This is a genomic window from Streptomyces sp. NPDC053750, from assembly GCF_044544295.1.
GTDB lineage: Bacteria > Actinomycetota > Actinomycetes > Streptomycetales > Streptomycetaceae > Streptomyces.
This window is the reverse complement of sequence record NZ_JBITXB010000012.1, coordinates 133,693-151,342: the sequence shown is the minus strand read 5'-3', so window position 1 is coordinate 151,342 and position 17,650 is coordinate 133,693. Positions and strand designations below refer to the sequence as shown.

The window sequence follows — 17,650 nt, the reverse complement described above, 5'->3', positions numbered from 1 at the left end:
AGGCGAAGGTAGGGTCGAAGTGTTCAACACCCGTCGGAGCTGGCCGGATTCCCGGACCTGCTCGGCGCAGGAAACGGCAGGAGAGATGAGCGTGCAGCAGGAGGCCTCGGTCGTCGGTGAGGCACTGGAGGTCTGGATCGACCAGGATCTGTGTACGGGTGACGGCATCTGTGCCCAGTACGCGCCGGAGGTGTTCGAGCTGGACATCGATGGTCTGGCCTACGTGAAGGGCGCGGACAACGAGCTTTTGCAGGCCGAGGGGGCGGCAACGCCCGTGCCGTTGCCGCTTCTCACGGATGTGGTCGACTCCGCGAGGGAGTGTCCGGGCGAGTGCATCCATGTGCGTCGAGTTTCGGACAGGACCGAGGTCTACGGTCCGGACGCAGAGTGACCCAACTGTGACTCAATCCGCACGCTGAGTGACCGATGTGCGATGCGTCACAGGGCGCGTCGCCTCATCCGTCACAGGGGTGCCGGTCACACGGTCCGTGCCTGTGAGGGCGTGTCACGGACGAACGTGCCGTTCTTCCACTGCCACTTCGCGTCGTCGGTGACGTCGGGGCAGCAACTGGGCACGTCGGTCGACGAGTAGCCGAGGAGCGTGGCGAGGACGGCGCCGTCGTGCACGGAGAAGTCGGTGACGGTCTTGCGGTCCTTGGGGTCGACGAGGGTGGCGACGACGCGGGGCTTGCCGGCGTCGGTGTCGTGCGTGATGACGTACACGCCGTCGGGCGGGGTGCCCATGGGTGCGTCGCAGTGCACGACGGCGACTGTCTCGGGCCGGCCGTCTCCGTCGAGGTCGCCGGAGGCCTTCTTCTGCACGACCGCTTGGACGGGGCCGCATTCCAGGGGGAACGTGACGGCTGCCGGGTCGGGCGGTGCGGTCTGTGCGGGGGCGTTCCTGGGTGAGGGGGCGGCGCTCTGCGCGGCTGTCGCGGCGTCGGGCTGCAGGACCGAGGACAGTGCCACCACTGCGGCGAGGGCCGTGGCGGTGGCGACCCAGTGGATCGGGCGGGTGTGCGTGTGCGACAGGTCCGGAACGGCGGGGTGCTGCACGAGGAGTGTCTCCTGTGAGGGCTGTGCCGGCGGGGGGTGGCCTGCATCGTGCCACACGTCACAGTGCGGGGGAACGGCGGGGTGGGCGGTCCGTGGGGTTTCCGGTAACGCGAAGGCGCCGTGGTGGAGTTCCCGAGAGCGTTCGGGAACTCCACCACGGCGCCTGTACGTTGTGTGCGGTGCGGGGCCGTCTCAGCGGCCGGAGCCTCCGCCGGCGTTGGGGCCTTCGTAGTCCTCGCCGTAGGCGCCCTTGGCGGGGCGGCGGCGGCGCATGGGCGGCTCGACGCCGTCGGCGAGGCGGCGGGCGGTGAGCAGGAAGCCGGTGTGGCCGATCATGCGGTGGTCGGGGCGGACGGCGAGGCCTTCCACGTGCCAGTTGCGGATCATCGTCTCCCAGGAGGTCGGCTCGTTGAAGCAGCCGATCTCGCGGATGGACTCGACGGTCCGGGCGAGCTGGGTGGTGGTGGCCACGTAGCAGCACAGGATGCCGCCGGGCACGAGGGCCTTCTTGACGACGTCCAGGCACTCCCAGGGGGCGAGCATGTCGAGGATGACGCGGTCGACGTCGGTGTCGGACAGGTTGTCCTGGAGGTCGCCGACGGTGAGCTGCCACGCGGGGTGGGGGCCGCCGAAGTAGCGCTCCACGTTCTGCCGGGCGATCTCGGCGAAGTCCTCGCGGCGCTCGTAGGAGTGCAGCATGCCCTGGTCGCCGATGGCGCGCAGCAGGAAGCTGCTGAGGGAGCCGGAGCCCACGCCGGCTTCCACGACGCGTGCGCCGGGGAAGATGTCGGCGAAGGCGAGGATCTGCCCCGCGTCCTTCGGGTAGACGACGGCTGCCCCGCGGGGCATGGACAGGACGTAGTCGGGGAGCAGGGGGCGCAGCGCGAGGTAGGCGACGTTCCCGGTGGTGCGGACAACGCTGCCCTCGGGAGCACCGATCAGTTCGTCGTGGGGGAAGGAACCCTTGTGGGTGTGGAAGTTCTTCCCGGCCTCGAGCGTGAACGTGTAGTGGCGGCCCTTGGGGTCGGTCAGCTGAACCTGGTCCCCGACCTTGAAGGGCCCGCGCCTGCGGGCGGCACCGGTCGGTTCGGACATGTGACCAGCCTACCGGTTTCCTGGCGGGGACTTTACCGGCGCGGGGGCGGGGCGGGGGTGGGCGGGTTCAGCTGGGTCGTGCCATGGCCTGGACGAAGGCGCGCTCGACGTCGGCCGCGGACAGGACGCCGTAGATCTCGCCGGTCTCCTCGACGACCAGGTATTCGGTCGCCGGGTTGGCGCGCAGGGCGTCGAGGAGCTCTTCGCCGGTCAGTTCTGCGGAGACGCGCATGCCGTCGGTGAGGTCCTGGGCGAGGGTGCTGACCGGGACCCAGGGGCGGCGGTGCTCGGGTACGCCGACGATGGCGGCCTCGCGGACCAGGGAGACGGGTACGCCGTCGCTGTCGACGACGACGAGGGCGCGGGCTCCCGAGGCGTTGGCACGGCGCAGGGCTTCGGAGAGCGGGGTGTCGGCGGGGACGGGGACGGCGCGTCGGGTGAGGGCGCGGGCGCGCAGTTCGGGGAGGTGTTCGCGCAGGCGGGCCATGCGGAGGCTGTTTCCGGCTCCGGTCCAGATGATCGCCGCGAGGATGGCGGCGAGCAGGGCGTCCATGACGGTGTCCATGCCGACGTTGTCCACGGCGTCGGTGCCGAGGGCGCCGGACTGGGTGAGCAGGGGGAGGCCGATCAGGACGGAGACGGCGAGGGCCCGGCCGACCCAGGCTGCGGCGATGGTGCCGTGCATGGGTTTGCCGGTGATTTTCCAGACGACGGCGCGGAGCATCCGACCGCCGTCGAGGGGGAGGCCGGGGAGCAGGTTGAAGGCGGCCACGATGAGGTTGGAGATCATCAGGCCGGCCAGGAGGACGCCGGGGACGGTGCCGGGTTCGACGGGCAGCAGCGCCAGGTAGAAGACGCCGGCGAGGACGAGGGAGAGGAGGGGGCCGACGAAGGCCAGCACGAATTCGCGGCCGGGGGTTTCGGCCTCCTTCTCGATCTCGGAGACGCCGCCGAAGAACTGGAGCTGGATGCGGCGGACCGGGAGTTTGAAGCGGAGGGCGGCGACGGTGTGGGCGAGCTCGTGGACGAGGACGGAGGCGTAGAAGGCGACGGCGAAGAAGAGGGAGACCAGGTAGCGGGCGGCGCCCAGCTCGGGCAGTACGCGGTCGAGCTGGCCGCCGAACACCCAGGTGATCAGGGCGGCGACGAGGAACCAGCTGGGCGCGACGTACACGGGGACGCCGAAGGGCTTTCCCATGAGGAGCCCGCCGCCGGGTTCGGGGCGGCGCTGCGGCGGGCGTCCCGGGCCGGTGCCGGGTCCGGTGGACGCGTGGGCGTCGGCGCGGGTCCGGTCGGGGGTGCTGGGCGTGGTTTCCGCGGGCGGGTGGGCCCGGTGGTCGCTGCCGGTGGCCGGGTCCGAGGGGGCGGGGCCGGCCGGGGTGGCGTGGTCCGCGGTGTTGTTGCCGGTCTCCTCCCCCGGTGTCGGGGGGCGGTCCGCGGGTCGTTCCTCGGGCGGACCGGAGTCCGCGGGTCCCGGGTGTGCGGGGCCGGTGGCCGGGGTCGTGGGTTCTGCCCGGGGCTCGGCCGACTCGTCGTTGCCGGACCGCGGGTGCCCGCTCCCGCCGCTCACGTCCACGGTGTCCCCTCGTTCGAAGCGTCTCCCGCGCCTGCCGGACGGGAGGGTCTGCTGTCGATGGTATGCGTCCGTCGCGGCCCGTTCCGCCCCGGCACCCCTGTGCTTCCCTTCCGTCGCACGGGTGACGGCCGCGGGCTGGGTCACTGTCAGTGGTGGGCCGTAAGGTCTGTGGGCATGGAGACGAGCACGGAGGATGTCGCGGAGGGCGCCGGCGGGCCCGCGCGACCGGCGGCGACGGTGGAGCAGGGGGACGTGCCGGGTGAGGCGGCCGCCGCAGGCGCGGCCCCCGCGCCGGTGCCCGTCGCCGTGGCGCCCGCCTCGCTCTCCCCGTCCCGGGCCGGCGACTTCATGCAGTGCCCGCTGCTGTACCGGTTCCGGGTGATCGACCGGCTGCCGGAGAAGCCGAGTGAGGCGGCGACCCGGGGCACTCTGGTGCATGCGGTGCTCGAGCGGCTCTTCGACGCCCCGGCGGCCGAGCGCACGGCGCCGCGGGCGAAGGCGCTGATCCCGGGCCAGTGGGACCGGCTGCGGGAGAGCAGGCCGGAGGTCGGTGAGCTGTTCGCGGACGATCCGCGGGGCGAGCGGCTGGCGCAGTGGCTCGCCGAGGCGGAGCGGCTGGTCGAGCGCTGGTTCACCCTGGAGGATCCGAGCCGGCTGGAGCCGGCCGAGCGGGAGCTGTTCGTCGAGGCGGATCTGGATTCCGGGCTGCGGCTGCGCGGCATCATCGACCGGGTCGACGTGGCGCCGACGGGCGAGGTGCGGATCGTCGACTACAAGACGGGCAAGGCGCCCCGGCCGCAGTATGCCGAGGGTGCGTTGTTCCAGATGAAGTTCTACGCGCTGGTGGTGTGGCGGCTGAAGAAGGTCGTCCCGCGGCGTCTGCAGCTGGTGTATCTCGGCAGCGGTGACGTGCTCACGTACGACCCGGTCCTCGCCGACCTGGAGCGGGTGGAGCGCAAGCTGCTGGCGGTGTGGGAGGCCATCCGGCTGGCGACCGAGACGGGTGACTGGCGGCCGCGTCCGACCAAGCTGTGCGGCTGGTGCGACCACCAGGCGCACTGTCCGGAGTTCGGCGGCACTCCCCCGCCCTATCCGCTGCCGGTGAGGGCGGCCGAATCCGGTGCCGGTGAGCAGGGCAGAATGGGACCGGACTAGCGAAGGAGACTTACGTGGCCATCCGCGTCCTACTGGTCGACGACCAGCCGCTGCTGCGCACGGGCTTCCGGATGATTCTGGAGGCGGAGCAGGACCTCGCGGTCGTCGGCGAGGCCGGAGACGGCCTTCAGGCGCTCGACCAGGTGCGGGCGTTGCAGCCCGATGTGGTGCTGATGGACATCCGCATGCCGCGGATGGACGGTGTGGAGGCGACCCGGCAGATCACCGGACCTGAGCGGGACGGTCCGGCGAAGGTGCTGGTGCTGACCACCTTCGACCTCGACGAGTATGTGGTGGAGGCGTTGAAGGCGGGGGCCAGCGGGTTCCTGCTGAAGGACGCTCCGGCGAACGAACTGGTGCAGGCGATCCGTGTCGTCGCGGGCGGGGAGGCGATGCTCGCGCCGAGCATCACCCGGCGGCTGCTCGACAAGTACGCCACGCATCTGCCGTCGGGGGACGAGCCGGTGCCGGACACTCTGCACACGCTGACCGAGCGTGAGGTGGAGGTGCTGAAGCTGGTGGCCCGCGGGTTGTCCAACGCGGAGATCGCCGCCGACCTGTTCGTCAGCGAGACCACCGTGAAGACGCATGTGGGGCATGTGCTGACCAAGCTGGGTCTGCGCGACCGGGTGCAGGCCGCGGTGTACGCGTACGAGAGCGGCCTGGTCCGTCCCGGCGCGCAGTAGGCCGCTGCGTTCCGCGCCGGCTCAGGCGCCGCGAACCCCGAAGGGCGCCCTCTTCCTGTCGGAGGAGGGCGCCCTTCGTGTGGTGTCGGGTGGCGTCAGCCGCTGACTCCGCGGCCCAGCTCCCAGAGCTGGAGCGTCGAGGAGGAGTTGAGGACGTAGGCCGTGCCCGTGATGTCGTCGCGGGTGGCGACGTACTGCTTGCCCTGCCACAGCGGGATGAGCGGGGCGTCGTCGGCGGTGATGTCCTGGATCTCGGTGAGACTGTCCACGGCGGAGAGCCGGTCGGCCTCGCCACGGGACTCGGGGATCAGGGTGTTGATGATCTCCGGGTTGACGTACCCGTTGTTGAGGAAGTTGTCCTTGTCGAGGAACGGCGCGCTGAAGCTGTCGGCGTCCGGGAAGTCGGGGAACCAGCCCATGCCGAAGACGCCGTACTCGCCCTTTCGCTGCGCCGGTTGGAACTTGTCCCAGGGCACTCCCTCGATCTCGACCTGGAACAGACCGCTGTCGTTCAGCTGCTTCTGCAGCTGCTCGAACTCCTGCTTGGTCGCGGCGCCGTAGTGGTCGGTCGTGTAGTACAGGGTCAGCTTCACCGGCGTACTGATGTTCGCGTCCTCGAGCAGGCTCTTGGCCTTGCTCACGCTCGGGTCGCCGTACTTGTTGAAGAACGAGTTGGAGTGGCCCGTGATGCTGGCCGGAACCATCGAGTAGAGCGGCTCGGCCTGGGAGCCGTACACCTCGGAGACGAGTTGGCTGCGGTTGATGAGCTGGGCCATCGCCTTGCGGACGGCCTTGTCCTTGACCGTGGGTGCGGCCGTGTTGAAGGCCAGGTAGCGGATCTCGAGGCCACCCAGCTCGATCAGGTCGACGTCGCTGTCCGTGGCGTTGGAGAGCTTCTGGATCTGGTCCGGCGTCATCGCGCGGGTCATCACGTCGATGTCGCCCTTCTCGATCGCCTTGCCCATGGACTCGGCGTCGTCGAAGAAGACCATCTCGACCTTGTCGTTGTTCACCTTCAGACTCCCCTTGTAGTCGGGGTTCTTGGTGAACACGGCCTTGGTGAGCTCGTCGTCCTTGACCTCGGCCTTCATGGTGTACGGGCCGGAGCCGTCCAGTTCCCAGCCGGCGCGCAGCTTGTCCTTGGGGTAGTCGTCGGGGTTGACGATGCCGGCGACCGGGGTGGACAGCTTGTACGGGAAGGTCGCGTCCGCCGTGTTGAGGTGGAAGATGACCTCGCGGTCGCCCTGCGTCTCGACGGTGTCGACGGTCGACAGCAGGGTGAACACACCGCTGTCGTCCTTGATGGTCAGGGCGCGCTCGATGGAGTACTTGACGTCCTCGGCGGTGATCGGGTCGCCGTTGGCGAACTTCAGACCGTCACGCAGGGTGCACGCGTACCGCTCGTTGCCGGTGTCGGTGAACCCGCACTTCTCGGCGGCCTCCGGCACGGGTTCGCCGTCGCCGCGAGGCTGCACCATGAGGGTCTGCGTGGTCTGTCGCAGGACGTTCCACAGGCCGACGTCGTAGGCGTACGCGGGGTCGAGGGGCGCGGGCGCTTCCTTCGACACGCTGAACCGGTCCGTGGTGCCGACGACGATCGCGTCCCCGCCGCTGCCACCGTCGGACCCGCCGCAGGCGGCGAGTACCGGCGCGAGCAGGCCGACGGCGGCCGGCAGCACCAAAGTCTTGCGGTTCATGCTCGAGTTTCTCCAGAGCTGTCGGTCCGTGTATCCGGCATGCAGGGGTGTCGCGGCGGATCACGGGGGTAGTGGCCTGATGTTCTCGCGACGAGATTAGTCCGCGCCCGCACGGGGGTTCGCAGCCACCGGAGTTGAGGGCTCATCACGGAGCGAAACCGGGTGTGGACACACCGAAAACCCGACAGTGGAAGGATTGGTGCAGCGTTTCACCAATCAGGACACAAGGTCACCTCGACAACGTTCGCCGGGCATGCGGCAGCACGCCCGCGCCACCTTGTCGACCCCCGGGAACGTGGGGAACGTCACATGCGGCGACGGTCGGGGGCCACCGTATTCGGGCCGTCCGAAGGGGGCGGGAATTCCTCCGCCCGCGCCCCCGGTGTTGTCCCGGACGGCCGTTCCCGAATTACCGCGCTAACGCCGCTGCACGCTGGGTGAACACCTAGGGCATTTGTGTCATCAGGCCGCGCAGAAATGTCAGGTCGACCTCTTCCAGCGAGCCGACCACGGTTCGGCGCGCTGCCGGGGTGATGGGGGCGACCGAGGGCACGGCCACGACGTGGCAGCCGGCGGCCTCCGCGGCGGCGACCCCGGTGGCGGTGTCCTCGACGACGGCGCAGCGGGCGGGGTCGGCGCCGAGTCCGGCCGCGGCGAGCAGGTAGGGGTCCGGGTGGGGCTTGGTGCGCGGCACCTCGTCGCCGGCGATGGTGAGGCCGAAGTGCTGGGCGCCCAGCGAGGTCAGGACGCGGTCGATGATGCGCCGGTGCGAGGCGGAGACCAGGGCGGTGGGGATCTCGTGCGTCGACAGCTCGGCGAGCAGCCGGGCGGCTCCCGGCATGAGCGGCAGAGCGCGGTCGATGCGCTCTTCGAAGCCGTCGTTGAGCAGCACGCTGAGTTCGGCGAGCGAGATGTCGGCCCCGGTCACCTCGATCAGGAATCCGGCGCTGCGGCTCATGGGGCCGCCGACGACCACGTGGCGCCAGGAGTCGTCGAGGGTGTGGCCGAGGGAGGCGAAGACCTCCACCTCGACGTCCCACCAGAAGCCCTCGGTGTCCACCAGGGTGCCGTCCATGTCGAGGAGCACGGCCTGCAGGGCGGAGCCTTCGGCCGTACGGGTTCCGAGCGCGGGGACCGTACTGGTCATCCACATACCTCCTTGAGGGACGATCAGGCCGGTTCCCACGAGGGGAACCGGCCTGCGGTGGACCGACCAGTGTACGTCGTGCGGGACCAGAACGCCTGGTGTGACGCCGGAGCCCCGTGGAGGGGCCCGCGGCGGCCTCAGCGGGCGTTGAAGTACTTCGCCTCCGGGTGGTGGATCACGATGGCGTCGGTGGACTGCTCCGGGTGGAGCTGGAACTCCTCCGAGAGGTGGACGCCGATGCGTTCCGGCTGGAGCAGGTCGGCGATCTTGGCGCGGTCCTCCAGGTCGGGGCAGGCGCCGTAGCCGAGGGAGAAGCGGGCGCCCCGGTACTTCAGGGCGAACATGTCCTCCATGTCGGCGGGGTCCTCCCCGGCGAAGCCGAGTTCGGAGCGCACGCGCGCGTGCCAGTACTCGGCGAGGGCCTCGGCGAGCTGCACGGACAGGCCGTGCAGTTCGAGGTAGTCGCGGTAGGCGTTGGCCTCGAACATCCGGGCCGTCTCCTCGCCGATGCGGGAGCCGACGGTGACGACCTGGAAGCCGACCACGTCGACCTCGCCGGACTCCTCCGGGCGGAAGAAGTCGGCCAGGCACAGGCGCCGGCCGCGCCGCTGGCGCGGGAAGGTGAAGCGGGTGCGCTCGTTGCCGGCCTCGTCGAGGACGATCAGGTCGTCGTCCTTGGAGACGCAGGGGAAGTAGCCGTAGACCACGGCCGCCTCGAGCAGGTTCTCCGTCTGGAGGCGGTCCAGCAGCCCGCGCAGCCGGGGCCGGCCCTCGGACTCGACGAGCTCCTCGTACGTGGGTCCCTCGCCGGTACGGGCCTGCTTCAGGCCCCACTGGCCCTTGAAGAGGGCGCCCTCGTCGAGCCAGGAGGCGTACTCCTTGAGCTGGATGCCCTTGACGACGCGGGTGCCGCTGAAGGGCGGGGTGGGGACGGGGTTGTCGGTGGCGACGTCGGAGCGGACGTGGCCCTCCTCGGGCCGGTCCTCGATCTCCACGGTGGCCGCGCGGACCCGGCGCTGGCGCAGCTCGGGCAGCTTGGCGCCGGGCACGCCCCGCTTGATGCCGATCAGCGCGTCCATCAGGCGCAGGCCCTCGAAGGCGTCGCGGGCGTAGCGGACCTCGCCGTCGTAGATCTCGTGCAGGTCCTGCTCGACGTAGGCGCGGGTGAGGGCGGCGCCGCCGAGGATCACCGGGTAGTCGGCGGCCAGCTTGCGCTGGTTGAGCTCCTCCAGGTTCTCCTTCATGATCACCGTGGACTTGACCAGGAGTCCGGACATGCCGATGACGTCGGCCTTGTACTCGTCGGCCGCTTCGAGGATGGCGGAGACGGGCTGCTTGATGCCGAGGTTGACGACGGTGTAGCCGTTGTTGGACAGGATGATGTCGACGAGGTTCTTGCCGATGTCGTGGACGTCGCCGCGGACGGTGGCCAGCACGATGGTGCCCTTGCCCTCGTCGTCGGTCTTCTCCATGTGCGGTTCCAGGTGGGCCACCGCGGTCTTCATGACCTCGGCGGACTGGAGCACGAACGGCAGCTGCATCTGGCCGGAGCCGAACAGTTCGCCGACGACCTTCATGCCGTCGAGCAGGGTCTCGTTGACGATGTCGAGGGCCGGACGCTCCTGGAGGGCCTCGTCCAGGTCCCGCTCCAGGCCGTTCTTCTCGCCGTCGATGATGCGGCGCTTGAGGCGTTCCTCCAGCGGCAGGGCGGCCAGTTCCTCGGCCTTGGAGGCCCGCAGCGACTTGGCGGTGGCGCCCTCGAAGAGGGCCATCAGCTTCTGCAGCGGGTCGTAGCCCTCGCGGCGGCGGTCGTAGATCAGGTCGAGGGCGGTGGTGACCTGCTCCTCGTCGAAGCGGGCGATCGGCAGGATCTTGCTCGCGTGCACGATCGCCGAGTCCAGTCCGGCCTTGACGCACTCGTCGAGGAAGACGGAGTTGAGCAGGATGCGGGCGGCCGGGTTGAGGCCGAACGAGATGTTCGACAGGCCGAGGGTGGTCTGGACGTCCGGGTGGCGCCGCTTGAGTTCGCGGATGCCCTCGATGGTGGCGACGCCGTCCTTGCGGGACTCCTCCTGGCCGGTGCAGATGGTGAAGGTCAGGCAGTCGACGAGGATGTCGGACTCGTGGATGCCCCAGTTGCCGGTCAGGTCCTCGATCAGGCGTTCGGCGATCTCGACCTTCTTCTCGGCGGTGCGGGCCTGGCCCTCCTCGTCGATGGTCAGCGCGATCAGCGCGGCGCCGTGCTCGCGCGCCAGCTGTGTGACGCGCGCGAACCGGGACTCGGGGCCGGCGCCGTCCTCGTAGTTCACCGAGTTGATCACCGCTCGGCCGCCCAGCTTCTCCAGCCCGGCGCGGATGACGTCGACCTCGGTGGAGTCCAGCACGATCGGCAGCGTCGAGGCGGTCGCGAACCGTCCGGCGAGCTCCTCCATGTCGGCGACGCCGTCGCGGCCGACGTAGTCCACGCACAGGTCGAGCATGTGCGCGCCCTCGCGGATCTGGTCGCGGGCCATCTCGACGCAGTCGTCCCAGCGGCCGTCCAGCATGGCCTCGCGGAACTTCTTCGAGCCGTTGGCGTTGGTGCGCTCGCCGATCGCCAGGTACGACGTGTCCTGCCGGAACGGCACGCTCTGGTAGAGCGAGGCGGCGCCCGGCTCGGGGCGCGGTTCGCGCTCGGTCGGGGCGGTGCCGCGGACCCGCTCCACGACCTGGCGCAGGTGCTCGGGGGTGGTGCCGCAGCAGCCGCCCACCAGGGACAGGCCGTACTCGCGGACGAAGGTCTCCTGGGCGTCGGCGAGCTCGGGCGCGGTCAGCGGGTAGTGGGCGCCGTCCTTGGTCAGGACGGGCAGGCCGGCGTTGGGCATGCACGACAGGGGGACGCGGGAGTGGCGGGCCAGGTAGCGCAGGTGCTCGCTCATCTCGGCGGGGCCGGTCGCGCAGTTCAGGCCGATCATGTCGATGCCGAGGGGCTCCAGCGCGGTCAGCGCGGCGCCGATCTCCGAGCCGAGGAGCATGGTGCCCGTCGTCTCCACCGTCACGGACACGATCACCGGGAGGTCGAGGCCCAGGGCGTCCAGGGCACGCCGGGCACCGAGCACGCCGGCCTTGGTCTGCAGCAGGTCCTGGGTGGTCTCCACCAGGAGCGCGTCGGCGCCGCCGGCGACCAGTCCCTCGGCGTTGCGCTGATAGGCGTCACGCAGGGTGGTGTACGGGGCGTGGCCGAGCGTGGGGAGCTTGGTGCCGGGGCCCATGGAGCCGAGCACCCAGCGCTGCCGGCCGTCCTGGGCGGCGAACTCGTCGGCGACCTCGCGGGCGACGCGGGCACCGGCCTCGGACAGCTCGTGGACGCGCTCGGGGATGTCGTACTCGCCGAGGGCGGAGTGGTTGGCGCCGAACGTGTTCGTCTCGACGCAGTCGACGCCGGCGGCGAAGTACTCCGCGTGGACCGAGCGGACGATGTCGGGGCGGGTCAGGTTCAGTACCTCGTTGCACCCCTCCAGCTGCTGGAAGTCGTCCAGTGAGGGGTTCTGCGCCTGGAGCATGGTGCCCATCGCCCCGTCGGCCACCACCACTCGGGTGGCGAGTGCCTCGCGGAGGGCGGACACACGGGTCCTGGTGTCGGCGGACGGGGTGGACGGCGACGAGGCCATGAAGGGGCTCCCTAGGATGCGACGGCTGTCGGCTTTGCGCTGTCCGGGACCGCTCGCACGGAACGTCCCCGGAGAGAACGCACGCCGCCAGGGTAGCCGGGAGCGCGGACCGATGGTCGGGGGCGTCCACCACACGGACGGGTCCGGCGGCCGTTCGGTCCCGGGCGGCGGCTCGGCCGGCGGGCGGGGCGGCCCTGACCCCGGCGGGAGCACGGGCAAGTGCAACAGTTGCCCGCCGACCATTGGCGGGAGGTCGGCATGGACCGGTAGTGTTCGGCATTGCCGAACGACGTCAGCGACGCCGAGGTCGGCAGTCGAAGGGGACGGAGGCAGTACGTCGATGGCACGGAACATCCAGTCGCTCGAACGGGCGGCCGCGATGCTGCGCCTGCTCGCGGGCGGCGAGCGGCGGCTCGGCCTGTCGGACATCGCCTCGTCGCTCGGCCTGGCCAAGGGCACGGCGCACGGCATCCTGCGCACCCTCCAGCAGGAGGGCTTCGTCGAGCAGGACGAGGCCTCCGGGCGCTACCAGCTGGGCGCCGAACTGCTGCGCCTGGGCACGACCTACCTCGACGTGCACGAGCTGCGGGCGCGCGCCCTGGTGTGGACGGACGACCTCGCGCGGTCCAGCGGCGAGAGCGTCCATCTCGGTGTCCTGCACCAACAGGGCGTCCTGATCGTGCACCACGTGTTCCGGCCCGACGACAGCCGGCAGGTCCTGGAGATCGGGGCCATGCAGCCGCTGCACTCCACGGCGCTGGGCAAGGTGCTGTCGGCGTACGACCCGGTGGCGCACAGCGAGGCGTTGGAGGCCGAGCGCAAGGCGTACACGGACCGGACCGTCTGCGAGCCGGAGGGGTTCGAACACATCCTGGACATCACGCGCGCGCGTGGGTACGCGTGCGACGTGGAGGAGACCTGGGAGGGCGTCGCGTCCATCGCCGCCCCGATCCACGACCGGCGCCGCATGCCGGTCGGCGCGGTCGGCATCACCGGCGCCGTGGAGCGGCTGTGCCGGGACGGCGAGCTGCGGCCGGAGCTGGTGGCGGCGGTGCGGGACTGCGCCCGCGCGGTGTCGCGGGACCTGGGCGCCGGGCGGTTCTAGCCGGGGTCACACGGGGAGCGGGTAGGGGCCGGAACGCCGATGGGCGTTCCGGCCTTCGACGTTCCGCCGCCCCGAGGATCGGGATCGGTGATCGGTGAACGCTCGTGATCGATGATCGATAGTTCGCGCCGATCAATAACGATCGTGCTTTCGATAACAGAGCTCTTGACGCACGCGTGACGCCGAAGCGAGACTCGCGTCCATCGGTCGGCATTGTCGAACACCTACCGGCAATACGCGTTAGAGTGTGACAACGCCAAGGGCCGCCATCGCTCTCACACCGAGGGCGCCGGAACACCCGGAGGGACCCGGGGGTTCGGCTTCCCCTGGACGAAGGACAAAGGAGTCGCGGGTGTCCAGCTCCGACATCTTCATCGGCGAGACCATCGGTACCGCCATACTCATCCTGCTCGGCGGCGGCGTGTGTGCCGCCGTGACGCTCAAGGCCTCCAAGGCGCGCAACGCCGGCTGGCTCGCCATCGCCTTCGGGTGGGGCTTCGCCGTCATGACGGCGGCGTACATCTCCTCGCCGCTCTCCGGCGCCCACCTCAACCCGGCCGTGACGGTCGGCATCGCGATCAAGGACAGCGACTGGAGCAACGTCCCGGTCTACTTCGCGGGCCAGTTCCTCGGCGCCATGATCGGCGCGGTCCTGGTGTGGATCGCCTACTACGGCCAGTTCCAGGCCCACCTCACCGACCGCGAGATCGTCGGCGGTCCGGGTGCGCAGGACACGACGGCCAAGTCCGTCGAGGCGCAGGAGAAGGGCGCCGGCCCCGTCCTGGGCGTCTTCTCCACCGGCCCCGAGATCCGGCACACGGTCCAGAACCTCGCCACCGAGATCATCGGCACCTTCGTCCTGCTGCTCGCCATCCTGACCCAGGGTCTGAACGACGAGGGCAACGGCCTGGGCATCCTGGGCGCCCTGATCACCTCGTTCGTGGTGGTCTCGATCGGTCTGTCCCTCGGTGGTCCGACGGGCTACGCGATCAACCCGGTCCGCGACCTCGGCCCGCGCATCGTGCACGCCCTGCTGCCCCTGCCCAACAAGGGCGGCTCCGACTGGGCCTACGCCTGGATCCCGGTCGTCGGTCCGCTGATCGGCGGTGCGATCGCCGGAGGTGTCTACAACGTCGCGTTCGCCTGAGCGGGCCTCCGCTCGGCCATCATCGAGCCGCAGAACACGCGCCGTAGGCACCAGCCACCCCACCACGGAACCCAGGAGCACACAGTGACCGACGCCCACACCGCAGGCCCCTTCATCGCCGCCATCGACCAGGGCACGACCTCTTCGCGCTGCATCGTCTTCGACCGCGACGGGCGCATCGTCTCCGTCGACCAGAAGGAGCACGAGCAGATCTTCCCCAAGCCGGGCTGGGTCGAGCACAACGCCACCGAGATCTGGACCAACGTCCAGGAGGTCGTCGCCGGGGCGGTCGAGAAGGCGGGCATCACCCGCGACGACATCAAGGCCATCGGCATCACCAACCAGCGCGAGACCACCCTCGTCTGGGACAAGAACACCGGTGAGCCGGTCCACAACGCCATCGTCTGGCAGGACACCCGCACCGACGCCCTGTGCCGGGAGCTCGGCCGCAATGTCGGGCAGGACCGTTTCCGCCGCGAGACCGGCCTTCCTCTCGCCTCCTACTTCGCCGGTCCCAAGGCCCGCTGGCTGCTCGACAACGTCGAGGGCCTGCGCGAGCGCGCCGAGGCGGGCGACCTGCTCTTCGGCACGATGGACACCTGGGTCATCTGGAACCTGACGGGCGGCGTCGACGGCGGCAGGCACGTCACCGACGTCACCAACGCCTCCCGCACCATGCTGATGAACCTGCACACCATGCAGTGGGACGAGAAGATCGCCGAGTCGATCGGCGTGCCGCTCCAGATGCTTCCCGAGATCCGCTCCTCCGCCGAGGTCTACGGCGAGATCAAGGGCGGCAGGCTGGGCGAGCTGCTCGGCGGCATCCCCGTCGCCTCCGCGCTCGGTGACCAGCAGGCGGCCCTGTTCGGCCAGACCTGCTTCTCCGAGGGCGAGACCAAGTCGACGTACGGCACCGGCACCTTCATGGTGATGAACACCGGCGACAAGATCATCAACTCCTACTCGGGCCTGCTGACCACGGTCGGCTACAAGATCGGCGACCAGGACACGGTCTACGCCCTGGAGGGCTCGATCGCCGTCACCGGTTCGCTGGTGCAGTGGATGCGCGACCAGATGGGCCTGATCTCCACCGCCGCCGAGATCGAGACCCTCGCCCTGACGGTCGAGGACAACGGCGGCGCCTACTTCGTCCCGGCCTTCTCCGGCCTGTTCGCTCCGTACTGGCGCTCCGACGCCCGCGGTGTGATCGCCGGCCTGACCCGGTACGTCACCAAGGCGCACCTCGCGCGCGCCGTCCTGGAGGCCACCGCCTGGCAGACGCGGGAGATCGCGGACGCCATGACGAAGGACTCCGGCGTGGAGCTGACCGCCCTCAAGGTCGACGGCGGCATGACCTCCAACAATCTGCTGATGCAGACGCTCTCGGACTTCCTGGACGCCCCGGTGGTGCGCCCGATGGTCGCCGAGACCACCTGCCTCGGCGCCGCCTACGCCGCCGGTCTCGCCGTCGGCTTCTGGAACAGCACCGACGACCTGCGCGCCAACTGGCGGCGGGCCGCCGAGTGGACCCCCCGCATGGACGCGGAGACCCGCGACCGTGAGTACAAGAGCTGGCTCAAGGCCGTCGAGCGGACCATGGGCTGGCTCGAGGACGAGGAGTAAGAACCGCAATGACCACTCAGTCCACCCTGCAGTCCGTGCCTGCCCTGGGGACGCACCCGGCCTCCGGCTCGAACCCGAGCCGGGCCGAGACCCGGGAGCAGCTCTCCAAGGCGTCGTACGACCTTCTCGTGATCGGCGGCGGCATCCTGGGCATCTCCACCGCCTGGCACGCCGCGCAGTCCGGCCTCAGGGTGGCCGTGGTCGACGCCGGCGACTTCGCCGGCGCCACCTCCTCCGCCTCCTCCAAGCTGCTCCACGGCGGTCTGCGCTACCTGCAGACCGGCGCGGTGAAGCTGGTGGCGGAGAACCACTTCGAGCGCCGTGCGGTCTCCCGCCAGGTGGCCCCCCACCTGGCGAACCCGCTCACGTTCTACCTCCCCGTGTACAAGGGCGGGCCGCACGGCGCGGCGAAGCTGGGAGCCGGTGTCTTCGCGTACTCGGCTCTGTCGGCCTTCGGTGACGGCGTCGGCCACCTGCTCTCCCCGGCCAAGGCCGCGCAGGACGTGCCGGAGCTGCGCACCGACAACCTCAAGGCCGTGGCCGTGTACGGCGACGACCAGATGAACGACGCCCGCATGGCGCTGATGACCGTCCGCGCGGCGGTCGACTCGGGCGCGGTCGTCCTCAACCACGCCGAAGTGACCGGCCTGCGGTTCACCAGGGGCCGGGTGACCGGTGCCGAGCTGAAGGACCGGCTGACCGGCGACGAGTTCGGGGTCGACGCCCGCCTGGTGCTCAACGCCACCGGCCCCTGGGTCGACCACCTGCGCCGCATGGAGGACCCCAACGCGGCGCCCTCCATCCGCCTGTCGAAGGGCGCGCACCTGGTCCTCAAGCGCACCGCGCCCTGGAAGGCGGCGCTGGCGACCCCGATCGACAAGTACCGGATCACCTTCGCCCTCCCCTGGGAGGACATGCTGCTGCTCGGCACGACCGACGAGGAGTTCGAGGGCGACCCGGCGGACGTCGCGGTCAACGACAAGGACATAGCCCAGATCCTCGACGAGGCCGCGTTCTCCATCCGCGACCAGCAGCTCGACCGGGACCTCATCACGTACTCGTTCGCGGGTCTGCGCGTGCTGCCGGGCGGCCCCGGCGACACCGCGAAGGCCAAGCGCGAGACGGTCGTGACCGAGGGCCGGGGCGGCATGCTGTCCGTCGCGGGCGGCAAGTGGACCACCTTCCGCCACATCGGCCGCACGGTCATGAAGAAGCTGGAGGCGCTCCCGGGCCACCCGCTCGGCGACGACTTCGAGCCGATCTCCTCGCTGCCGAAGAAGCTGCCGCTGCCCGGCGTCGCCAACCCGCGTGCGGTCGCCCACCGGCTGCTGGTGGACGGCCCGGCGCCCGGCCCGCGCATGGCGGCGGACACCGCCAAGCACCTGGCCACCCACTACGGTTCGCTGGCCTTCGACATCGCCCGGATCGCGAACGAGAGCCCGGAGCTCGCCGAGCGCGTCCACCCGGACGCCCCGGAGATCTGGGCGCAGGTCGTGTGGGCCCGGGACCACGAGTGGGCCGAGACGGCTGACGACGTGCTGCGCCGGCGGACGACGCTGACGATCCGCGGCCTGGCCACGGACGACGTCCGCGCGAAGGTGCAGGACCTGCTCGACAAGAAGTAGGGCCTGCGTCCTTCCTGGCGCCCCCATAATGGGGGGGGGGATACATCGGATGTCTGAGCGGCATCCCGGGAACACAGGGAGGTCGGCC

At 70.4% G+C, this 17,650-nt stretch carries 13 protein-coding genes; 7 read left to right on the top strand and 6 right to left on the bottom strand.

Going from position 1 to position 17,650, the window contains the following annotated elements:
- Nucleotides 1–85 precede the first annotated feature (85 nt).
- Nucleotides 86–391, top strand: coding sequence for a ferredoxin (locus ACIGO6_RS29600; protein ID WP_399881875.1), 306 nt, complete (start codon nucleotides 86–88; stop codon nucleotides 389–391).
- Nucleotides 392–477: 86 nt separating this feature from the next.
- Here the strand turns inward: ACIGO6_RS29600 and ACIGO6_RS29595 are convergent, their stop codons facing one another.
- From ACIGO6_RS29595 to ACIGO6_RS29585, 3 genes are all read right to left on the bottom strand, one after another.
- Nucleotides 478–1,056 (bottom strand): hypothetical protein, encoded by a 579-nt coding sequence (locus ACIGO6_RS29595; RefSeq protein WP_399881643.1) that lies wholly within the window; start codon nucleotides 1,054–1,056, stop codon nucleotides 478–480.
- A 192-nt stretch (nucleotides 1,057–1,248) separates the two neighbouring features.
- Nucleotides 1,249–2,151, bottom strand: a complete 903-nt coding sequence (locus ACIGO6_RS29590; RefSeq protein ID WP_399881641.1) for a tRNA (adenine-N1)-methyltransferase — start codon at nucleotides 2,149–2,151, stop codon at nucleotides 1,249–1,251.
- Between the two features lie 67 nt (nucleotides 2,152–2,218).
- Nucleotides 2,219–3,727: a site-2 protease family protein gene (locus ACIGO6_RS29585; protein ID WP_399881639.1), complete on the bottom strand. Its 1,509-nt coding sequence runs from the start codon at nucleotides 3,725–3,727 to the stop codon at nucleotides 2,219–2,221.
- Between the two features lie 174 nt (nucleotides 3,728–3,901).
- On the opposite strand from ACIGO6_RS29585, the gene ACIGO6_RS29580 reads away from it, so the two are divergent.
- Both ACIGO6_RS29580 and ACIGO6_RS29575 read left to right on the top strand, forming a co-directional pair.
- On the top strand, nucleotides 3,902–4,882 hold the full coding sequence (locus ACIGO6_RS29580) for a RecB family exonuclease (RefSeq protein WP_399881637.1): 981 nt from the start codon (nucleotides 3,902–3,904) through the stop codon (nucleotides 4,880–4,882).
- A gap of 14 nt (nucleotides 4,883–4,896) precedes the next feature.
- Complete coding sequence (locus ACIGO6_RS29575; RefSeq protein WP_399881635.1) at nucleotides 4,897–5,568, top strand: response regulator; 672 nt, start codon at nucleotides 4,897–4,899, stop codon at nucleotides 5,566–5,568.
- Between the two features lie 95 nt (nucleotides 5,569–5,663).
- Here the strand turns inward: ACIGO6_RS29575 and ACIGO6_RS29570 are convergent, their stop codons facing one another.
- From ACIGO6_RS29570 to metH, 3 genes are all read right to left on the bottom strand, one after another.
- Nucleotides 5,664–7,265, bottom strand: coding sequence for an ABC transporter substrate-binding protein (locus ACIGO6_RS29570; RefSeq protein ID WP_399881633.1), 1,602 nt, complete (start codon nucleotides 7,263–7,265; stop codon nucleotides 5,664–5,666).
- A 445-nt stretch (nucleotides 7,266–7,710) separates the two neighbouring features.
- Complete coding sequence (locus ACIGO6_RS29565) at nucleotides 7,711–8,412, bottom strand: HAD family hydrolase (RefSeq protein ID WP_399881631.1); 702 nt, start codon at nucleotides 8,410–8,412, stop codon at nucleotides 7,711–7,713.
- A 137-nt stretch (nucleotides 8,413–8,549) separates the two neighbouring features.
- Nucleotides 8,550–12,062 (bottom strand): methionine synthase, encoded by a 3,513-nt coding sequence (gene metH / locus ACIGO6_RS29560; protein WP_399881629.1) that lies wholly within the window; start codon nucleotides 12,060–12,062, stop codon nucleotides 8,550–8,552.
- A gap of 340 nt (nucleotides 12,063–12,402) precedes the next feature.
- Between metH and ACIGO6_RS29555 the strand changes: the two genes are divergently transcribed.
- From ACIGO6_RS29555 to ACIGO6_RS29540, 4 genes are all read left to right on the top strand, one after another.
- Nucleotides 12,403–13,167: an IclR family transcriptional regulator gene (locus ACIGO6_RS29555; protein WP_399881627.1), complete on the top strand. Its 765-nt coding sequence runs from the start codon at nucleotides 12,403–12,405 to the stop codon at nucleotides 13,165–13,167.
- A 352-nt stretch (nucleotides 13,168–13,519) separates the two neighbouring features.
- Complete coding sequence (locus ACIGO6_RS29550; RefSeq protein ID WP_399881625.1) at nucleotides 13,520–14,314, top strand: MIP/aquaporin family protein; 795 nt, start codon at nucleotides 13,520–13,522, stop codon at nucleotides 14,312–14,314.
- Nucleotides 14,315–14,398: 84 nt separating this feature from the next.
- The gene (glpK, locus tag ACIGO6_RS29545) at nucleotides 14,399–15,937 is read left to right on the top strand and encodes a glycerol kinase GlpK (RefSeq protein WP_399881623.1); all 1,539 of its coding nucleotides are present in this window, start codon (nucleotides 14,399–14,401) and stop codon (nucleotides 15,935–15,937) included.
- 8 nt (nucleotides 15,938–15,945) lie between these two features.
- Entirely contained in the window at nucleotides 15,946–17,562 is a 1,617-nt protein-coding gene (locus ACIGO6_RS29540) for an FAD-dependent oxidoreductase (protein ID WP_399881621.1), read from the top strand.
- The last annotated feature ends 88 nt before the right edge of the window (nucleotides 17,563–17,650 follow it).